The 7,722-nt window shown below is 73.8% G+C and carries 9 protein-coding genes; 4 read left to right on the forward strand and 5 right to left on the reverse strand.

Annotated elements, in window-relative coordinates; translation table 11 throughout:
* Positions 1 to 172: 172 nt before the first annotated feature.
* Positions 173 to 343 carry a hypothetical protein gene (locus tag VFW24_09160; protein HEX5266931.1) on the reverse strand — a complete coding sequence of 57 codons (171 nt, stop codon included), beginning with the start codon at positions 341 to 343 and terminating at the stop codon, positions 173 to 175.
* Between the two features lie 77 nt (positions 344 to 420).
* On the opposite strand from VFW24_09160, the gene VFW24_09165 reads away from it, so the two are divergent.
* Together VFW24_09165 and VFW24_09170 are read left to right on the forward strand one after the other, a co-directional pair.
* Positions 421 to 648 (forward strand): hypothetical protein, encoded by a 228-nt coding sequence (locus VFW24_09165; protein ID HEX5266932.1) that lies wholly within the window; start codon positions 421 to 423, stop codon positions 646 to 648.
* A 4-nt stretch (positions 649 to 652) separates the two neighbouring features.
* On the forward strand, positions 653 to 2,260 hold the full coding sequence (locus tag VFW24_09170; GenBank protein ID HEX5266933.1) for an alpha-amylase family glycosyl hydrolase: 1,608 nt from the start codon (positions 653 to 655) through the stop codon (positions 2,258 to 2,260).
* Here the strand turns inward: VFW24_09170 and VFW24_09175 are convergent.
* The 3 genes from VFW24_09175 to VFW24_09185 are packed head-to-tail and all read right to left on the reverse strand — an operon-like array spanning position 2,189 to position 4,461.
* The gene (locus tag VFW24_09175; GenBank protein HEX5266934.1) at positions 2,189 to 3,490 is read right to left on the reverse strand and encodes an HRDC domain-containing protein; all 1,302 of its coding nucleotides are present in this window, start codon (positions 3,488 to 3,490) and stop codon (positions 2,189 to 2,191) included. The two genes, VFW24_09170 and VFW24_09175, sit on opposite strands and share 72 nt — an antisense overlap.
* Entirely contained in the window at positions 3,483 to 4,028 is a 546-nt protein-coding gene (locus tag VFW24_09180; protein ID HEX5266935.1) for a flavin reductase family protein, read from the reverse strand. The genes VFW24_09175 and VFW24_09180 overlap by 8 nt, the downstream gene beginning before the upstream one ends.
* Positions 4,021 to 4,461, reverse strand: coding sequence for a DUF3151 family protein (locus tag VFW24_09185; protein ID HEX5266936.1), 441 nt, complete (start codon positions 4,459 to 4,461; stop codon positions 4,021 to 4,023). The genes VFW24_09180 and VFW24_09185 overlap by 8 nt, the downstream gene beginning before the upstream one ends.
* Positions 4,462 to 4,486: 25 nt before the next feature.
* Here VFW24_09185 and VFW24_09190 point away from each other — a divergent pair, with 25 nt between their 5' ends.
* The gene (locus VFW24_09190) at positions 4,487 to 4,945 is read left to right on the forward strand and encodes an HIT family protein (protein ID HEX5266937.1); all 459 of its coding nucleotides are present in this window, start codon (positions 4,487 to 4,489) and stop codon (positions 4,943 to 4,945) included.
* Positions 4,946 to 4,969: 24 nt separating this feature from the next.
* Here the strand turns inward: VFW24_09190 and tyrS are convergent, their stop codons facing one another.
* Entirely contained in the window at positions 4,970 to 6,256 is a 1,287-nt protein-coding gene (tyrS, locus tag VFW24_09195; protein HEX5266938.1) for a tyrosine--tRNA ligase, read from the reverse strand.
* Positions 6,257 to 6,283: 27 nt separating this feature from the next.
* Between tyrS and VFW24_09200 the strand changes: the two genes are divergently transcribed.
* On the forward strand, positions 6,284 to 7,722 hold a 1,439-nt coding region (locus tag VFW24_09200; protein ID HEX5266939.1), incomplete at its 3' end, for an AMP-binding protein.

Consider the following 7,722-nt stretch of genomic DNA (forward strand, 5'->3'; position numbering starts at 1 on the left):
ATGGGCCCGGCGGGCAATGAAGGGACCTCACCTTGGGCCGAAGCCACCCAGGGTCGCCGGCTCTCACCCTCTTCACACCGGCTGTTCGGTTCGGCCATCGACCGGGCCCACTGACCGAGACTGACGTTAAGCCTCCGGCCCGTCCTTGGGAAGGGCCTTACTCAGCAGGCTCCTAGGCGCCGTCGACCTCCTCGAGCTCCTCTTCCTCCTCCCCGGCCAGGCACCAGGACGCGTGGTCGCGACCGGGCTCGGCGCCGCACTCGGCGCAGGGCTCGGCATCCAGCTCGTTGGACCGCTTGAGCGCACGCGCTTCCTCGAAGCGGCGGTGACGTCCCTTTTTCACAGGCGGCTCCCCGAACCGAACGAACGGCCTCCCGGACGACGGTCATTCTAGCGGTGGGAGGCCGGTAGCTTGACCCCGTGGCTCACCAATTCGACGTCCAGGCCATGATCGAGCGCTTCCGCCAGCGGGCCCAGGCGGTGCGGAACCGGGGCCTGCCGCCGATCGAGGGACCGGAGCGGCGCCGCTTCATGGAGCAGGCCCAGCTGGACTTCCAGGACTTCGCCATGCTGGGGGACGCCGAGGGTTCCCTCGACGAGGGGATCCTCACCCTGCGGGTGGACCTGCGCCCCCCTCCCCCGGATTGAGCGATTGAGCACCGAACCCCGGAGCGGGGGCTCCCGCTGGTGGCGGGAGGCGGTCTGCTACGAGGTCTACGTCCCCTCGTTCGGGCGGGGCCGCCCCCTCGGCGCCGACGCCGGCCTGCCCATGGCCGGGGGCCGTCCCGCGGGGGACCTGGAGGGGATCCGGGCCCACCTCGACCACCTGGCCTGGCTCGGGGCGGACGTGGTGTGGCTGACGCCGTTCTATCCCTCCCCCCTGGCCGACTTCGGCTACGACGTGGCGGACTACTGCGACGTCAACCCGCTGTTCGGGTCCCTGGCCGACTTCGACGCCCTGGTCGCGGGGGCGCATGACCGGGGCCTGCGGGTGATCGTCGACTGGGTGCCCAACCACTCCAGCTCCGCTCATCCCTGGTTCGTGGAGTCGCGCTCGTCGCGGCGCTCGCCGAAGCGGGACTGGTACGTCTGGCGGGACGGGGACCCGTCCCGGCCCCCGAACAACTGGACCGCCACCTTCGTCGGCGGGCCGGCGTGGACGTGGGACGAGGCCAGCGAGGCGTGGTACCTGCACCTGTTCCTCCCCGAGCAGCCCGACCTCAACTGGGCCAACCCCGAGGTGGAGGCGGCCATGACCGACGTGGTGCGGTTCTGGCTGGACCGCGGCGTCGACGGGTTCCGCATCGACGTCGTGCACGGGCTCGGCAAGGACCCCGCCTTCCCGGACGCCCCCGAGGACGTGGCCGCCGTCCCGTGGTCGGCCCAGAACGACCAGGAGAGCACCCACGGCATCCTCCGCCGCCTGCGCCAGGTGGTCGACTCCTACCCGGGTGAGCGGTTCCTCGTCGGCGAGGTGTTCCTGCTCTCGACGGCCAAGGTGGCCCGCTACTACGGGGACGACGACGAGCTGCACCTGGCGTTCAACTTCCCCCCGCTGTTCGCCCCGTGGGAGGAGGAGGCGTGGAAGCGGCGGATCGAGCGGGTCCAGGAGGAGCTGGAGCCGAAGCGGGCGTGGCCGACGTGGGTGCTGTCCAACCACGACAACCCCCGCCACCGGACCAGGTACGGATCGGAGGCCCGGGCCCGGGCGGCGGCGGTGCTGCTGCTCACCCTGCGGGGGACCCCGTTCCTGTACCAGGGGGAGGAGCTGGGCCTGGAGGACGCCGTCGTGGCCCCCGACCGCCAGGTGGACCCGGGTGGGCGGGACGGGTGCCGGGCCCCGATCCCGTGGGAGGCGGGGCCGGCCCACGGCTGGCCCGTGCCGGCCGAGCCCGGCGCCGAGGCGGACGAGCTGTGGCTGCCGTGGCCCCCGGACGCGGAGCGGCGCAACGCCGCCGCGATGCGGGAGGACCCGGCGTCGATCCTCCACCTCTACCGGAGGGTGCTGGCGCTCCGGCGGGGGTCTGCCGCCCTCCGCCTCGGGACCTGGGAGGAGCTGCCCGCCCCCGACGGCGTGCTGGCCTACCGGCGCCGCCACGAGTCCGACGCCCGGGTGGTCCTCGTGAACTACACCGGGGCGGCGGTGCCCGTGACCGTTCCCGGCCCCGAGGCCCTGGTGCAGGTCAGCTCACTCGGGCGCGGCGAGGGTGTCGCCTACGGCGGGCGGCTGGAGCCCGACGAGGCGGTCGTCCTCGGCTGACCCCCCGGCCGCGCCAGGCCCGGGCCCGGCCAGGGAGTCCCGGGACGCGGGCCGGTGGGAGCGCTCCTCCAGCACCAGCCCGCCCCGGCCGTCGAAGGCCAGCGCCGCCGCTCCCCCGGCCAGGGCGGCCACCTGTGCGCCGACCACCTCGTGCCGCCAGCCCTGGTCCAGGCGGGACGGGCGCCCCGACAGCAGGTCGGCCAGGTCGGCCCGGGTGGCGAGCAGGTTGGCGTCGACCTCGAGGTCGGTGGCGAGCTGGCCCACCCACGCCGCCGCCAGGGCCACCGCCGGCCGGCGGGTGCGGTCGACCGCCGCCTCGGGCGGGGTGCGCAGCTCCGACGCCGGCAGCTCCAGGCCCCGCTTTACGGCGGCGAGGACGCCGGCCTCGGTCTCCCGGCCGAGGTGGCGGCGGTCCAGGCCCCGCACCTCGGACAGCTCCTCCCGGTTCCGGGGCGGCCGGTGGGCGATCGACGCCAGGGCCATGTCGGGCAGGACGTGGCGGGCCGGGATGTCGAGCTGGGCCGCCCGGCGCTCCCGCCACGCCGCCACCTCCTGGGCCACGCTCCGGGACCGGGCCCGCAGCTGGCGGGCGTCGCGCATCTTCCACCACGCCTGCTCGGGGATGCCGGCCTGGCGCCGCCCGGCCAGCAGCTCGGCGCACTCCTGCACCGCCCACTGGCGGCGGCCCACGTCGTCCAGCCGGGCCAGCAGGACCTGGTGCAGCTCGAGCAGGTGGGCCACGTCGGCCGCCGCGTACCGGCGCTGGGGCGCGGTCAGGGGCCGGCGGGTCCAGTCGGTGAGCCGGTCGCTCTTGGGCAGGTTCCGCCCGAGGAGGGACTCGACCAGCCGGGACAGCGAGGGGGTGGCCATCCCGAGGAAGCCGGCGGCCACCTGGGTGTCGAACAGCCGGGACGGGGCCACCCCGCAGGCCAGCTCGAGGACCTCGACGTCCTGGTCCCCGGCGTGGGCCACCATCGTCCCCGGGCCCGCCAGCACCTCGGCCAGGGGCGCCACGTCGACGGCCAGGGGGTCGACCAGGACCACGCCCTCCTCCGACGCCACCTGCAGGAGGGCCAGGCGGGGGTAGTAGGTGCGCTCCCGGTGGAACTCGGTGTCGAGGGCGTAGAGCTCGAGGCCGGCCCAGCGCCGGCACAGCTCGGCGAAGCGCCCCGGCTCCTCCACCCACTCGTGCGCCCCTCCGTCGGAGGGGGCGGGCCCGGGCTCAGCCACCGTAGGACATCCGGGTGTCCTCCATCCGCAGGACAGGCGTGTCCTCGGGCCGGTTGAACCCGGCCGCCGCGACCTCCCCGGCGAACAGGGTGTGGCTGCCGGCGTCGAGGCTCCGCTCCACGCGGCAGTCGAGCCACGCCACCGCCGCCGCCAGGATCGGGGCTCCGGTCACCGCCTCGGTGTAAGGGAAGCCGTTGAGGGTCCGGGCCGCGAGGTCGGCGTCGGCCGGCTTGACGAACTTGCGGACCAGCGTCCGGTCCTCCCGGGCCAGCACGTTGAGGGAGAAGGCGCCCCCGGCCTCGATCAGCTCGTGGGTGACGGCGCCCCGCTCGACGCTGACGCCGAGCAGCTTGGGGTCGGTCGCCAGCTGGGTGGCCCAGTTGCAGGTCATCCCGTTGAGCCGGTCCCCCGCCCGGCTGCCGACGATGTAGAGACCCGATGGCATCGACCACAGGACCCGCCGGCGCAGGCGGTCGTACTCGTCCGGGTCGGCCCCGGCGGGGAACGGGCCGACGGGCCCGGCCGCCGGCTCAGGCATCGTCCGCCAGCGGCCACTCGGGGTCGAGCTGGCGCAGGAAGGTGGCGCACCGGTCGGCCTCGGACGCCTCCCCGATGGCGACGGCCGCCCGGCGCAGCCCGTCGAGGCAGCGGAGGAAGCCCCGGTTGGACGGGTGGCGGCCCCGCACGTAGCCCGAGCCCCGCCACCCGGCGGCGCGGAGGGCGTCGAGGCCCCGGTGGTAGCCGACGCGGAAGCAGGCGTAGGCCTCGACGTCGTCGCGGGCCAGGTCCCCGAGCTCGGCCCAGGCGAGGAGGAAGGTGGGATCCCCGGCCACCACCTCGGACACAGCCGCCCGGCGGCGGGCGGCGTCGCGGACCAGCGCCTCGTGGAGCCGGCGCAGGGCGTCGGGCGCGGGGGGCTCGAGGACGGTCTCCGGGGGCCGGGACCCGATGCCCACGGGGCTGTCAGACATGGTGACGACCCTAGGCTCGCCGGGGATGGCGGACTGCCGGTTCTGCGAGATCCTGGCCGGCGAGGTGGCGGCCCACCTGGTGCTGGACGAGGAGCGGGTGGCGGCCTTCCTCGACGTCCGCCCGGTGTTCCCGGGCCACGTGCTGGTCGTGCCGAGGGAGCACCACGAGAACCTGTTGACCCTCCCCGCCGACCTGGTCCCGGTCGTGTTCGGCGCCACCCGGCGGGTGGCCCGCGCCGTCCAGGGCGGCCTCGACGTCCCCGGCACCTTCGTCGGCATCAACAATACGGTGAGCCAGAGCGTGGCCCACCTCCACGTCCACGTGATCCCCCGGCGGTTCAAGGACGGGCTGCGGGGATTCTTCTGGCCCCGGCAGCGCTATGCCGACGACGCCGAGATGGCCGACTGGGCGGCCCGGATCCGCCCTGGAGTGACGGCCGCCGGCGGGGCTGGGGCCCCGCCTGGCGGAGGAGCCGGGGGGTAGGGGACCCGGCGGGATTGTGAATCGTCAGCCGAAGCGGAGCAGGTGGTGGTTGGCCTTGCCCCGGCGCAGCACGACGTAGCGGTCGCTGATCAGGTCGGCGGCGGCGATGCGGGGCTCGGGGCCGCCGGCCCGGCGGTTGTTCACGTAGGCGCCGCCCTGGTCGATGACCTTGCGGGCCTCGGACAGCGAGCTGACCAGGCCCGAGTCGCGCAGCGCCTCGGACACCAGGAGGCCGGAGCCGTCCAGGGCCGAGCGGGGGCGGGTGCTCGACGGGGCGTCGGAGAACACGTCCAGCAGGCTGGACTCGTCCAGTGACGCGATCTCCTCGGTGAACAGGACCGACGCCGCCCGCTCGGCCCGGACCGCCTCGGCCTCCCCGTGGACCAGGGTGGTCACCTCCCGGGCCAGGACCCGCTGCGCCTGGCGCTGCTCGGGGCGCTCGGCCACGGCCGTGTCGAGCTCGGCGATGCGCTCGGGGGGCAGGAACGTGTACCACCGCAGCAGCTTGGGGACCATGGCGTCCTCGCTGCGCACGAGGAACTGGAAGAGGGAGTACGGGCTGGTGCGGGCCGGGTCGAGCCAGACCGTCCCGGTCTCGCTCTTGCCGTACTTGGTGCCGTCGGGGCGCAGCAGCAGCGGCGAGGTGAGCCCGAACGCCTCGGTCCCCCGCGACCGGCGGATCAGGTCGATCCCGAGGGTGATGTTCCCCCACTGGTCGGACCCGCCCCCCTGCAGGCGGCACCCGTAGGCGTCGAAGAGGTGGAGGAAGTCGTAGGACTGCAGCAGCATGTAGCTGAACTCGGTGAACGAGATCCCCTGCTCCCGCTCGTCGAGCCGGGAGCGCACCGACTCCTTGGCGATCATCTGGTTGACGGTGAAGTGCTTGCCGACGTCGCGGAGGAACTCGATCAGGCCGAGGGAGCCCAGCCAGTCGAGGTTGTCGGCCAGGACGGCCTGGCCCGGTCCCGGGGAGAAGTCGAGGATCCCCTCCAGCTGGGCGCGCACCCCCGCCACGTTGGCGCGCACCTCGTCCTCGGTGAGGAGCGCCCGCTCCGTCTCCCGGCCGCTGGGGTCCCCGATCAGGCCCGTCCCCCCGCCCGCCAGCGCGATGGGCCGGTGCCCGGCGCCCTGCAGCCGGCGCAGCAGGAGCATGGGGATGAGGCTGCCGAGATGCAGGCTGTCCGCCGTCGGGTCGAAGCCGATGTAGGCGGTGAGGCGCTCGGCCGCCATGCGCTCCGCCAGCCCGGGGTCGGTGACCTGGTGGACCAGGCCCCGGAACTCGAGGTCGGCGAACAGCGGGGCAGGGGCCATCAGGGCAGCAGGCTAGGTTCCTGCGGCGTGTACCCCGGAGCAATTGCCCAGCAGACGCCCGACAAGGCCGCATACATCATGGGTGCCACGGGTGAGACCGTCACCTACGCCGAGCTCGACGCCCGGTCCAACCAGGTAGCCCACCTGCTGCGCGCCCGCGGCCTGCGCCGCGGGGACTCGGTGGCCATCCTGATGGAGAACAACGCCCGCTACTTCGAGGTGCTGTGGGCGGCGCAGAGGTCGGGCCTGTACTACACGACGATCAGCTCCCGGCTCACCGCCCCGGAGGTGGCCTACATCCTCCAGGACTGCGGCGCCTCCGCCCTGGTGACGTCCCGGAGCCTGGCCGAGGTGGCGCGGGAGGCGGTGGCGGAGACGCCGGCGGTGCACACCCGGCTCGTGTGCCTCGGCACCGTCGAGGGCTTCGAGTCCTACGAGGAGGCGGTGGCGGCCCAGCCCACCGCGCCGATCGACGACGAGTCCGAGGGCGGCGACATGCTGTACTCGTCGGGCACCACCGGCCGGCCCAAGGGGGTGCGCCTTCCCCTCCCCGAGGGACCGGTGGGCCAGCCCTCCGGCGTGTACCTGCTCGGCGTGGGCCTGTACGGGCTCACCGCCGACAGCGTGTACCTCTCCCCCGCCCCGCTGTACCACGCCGCCCCGCTCCGCTTCACGATGAGCTGGATGCGCGGCGGGGCCACGGTCGTGGTCATGGAGCACTTCGATCCCGTCGAGCTGCTGCGCCTGGTCCAGGCCTACCTGGTCACCCACATCCAGATGGTGCCGACGATGTTCGTGCGGTTGCTCAAGCTCCCCGAGGAGGAGCGGCGGGGCTACGACACGTCGAGCCTGCAGGTGGTGATCCACGCCGCCGCCCCGTGCCCGATACCGGTGAAGCGGGAGATGATCGAGTGGTGGGGGCCGGTGATCCACGAGTACTACGCCGGCACCGAGGGCAACGGCTTCACGGCCATCGACTCCAAGGACTGGTTGGAGCACCCCGGGTCGGTCGGCAAGGCCATCCTCGGCACCATCCACATCGTCGACGAGGACGGGACCGAGCTGCCGCCGGGCGAGGCCGGGACCGTCTACTTCGAGGGCGGGGCCACCTTCGAGTACCACAACGACCCCGAGAAGACGGCGGCGAGCCGCAACGACCGGGGATGGTCGACGCTCGGTGACGTGGGCTACCTCGACGGGGACGGCTACCTGTTCCTGACCGACCGCAAGGCCTACATGATCATCTCGGGCGGGGTGAACATCTACCCGCAGGAGGCGGAGAACGTCCTCGTGACCCATCCCCGGGTGATGGACGTGGCCGTGTTCGGCGTGCCCAACGCCGACTTCGGCGAGGAGGTGAAGGCCGTTGTCCAGCCGGTCGACATGGCCATGGCCGGGCCAGAGTTGGAGCGGGAGCTGATCGCCTACTGCCGGTCGAAGCTGGCCGACATCAAGTGCCCGCGATC

It is taken from the genome of Acidimicrobiales bacterium, from assembly GCA_036273495.1.
Lineage (GTDB): Bacteria > Actinomycetota > Acidimicrobiia > Acidimicrobiales > JAJPHE01 > DASSEU01.

Bases quoted from the DNA above. Each gene is read 5' to 3' on its own strand.
- VFW24_09185 (HEX5266936.1), bottom strand. From the start codon at position 4,461: ATGTCTGACAGCCCCGTGGGCATCGGGTCCCGGCCCCCGGAGACCGTC.
- VFW24_09180 (HEX5266935.1), bottom strand. From the start codon at position 4,028: ATGCCTGAGCCGGCGGCCGGGCCCGTCGGCCCGTTCCCCGCCGGGGCC.
- VFW24_09190 (HEX5266937.1), top strand. From the start codon at position 4,487: ATGGCGGACTGCCGGTTCTGCGAGATCCTGGCCGGCGAGGTGGCGGCC.
- tyrS (HEX5266938.1), bottom strand. From the start codon at position 6,256: ATGGCCCCTGCCCCGCTGTTCGCCGACCTCGAGTTCCGGGGCCTGGTC.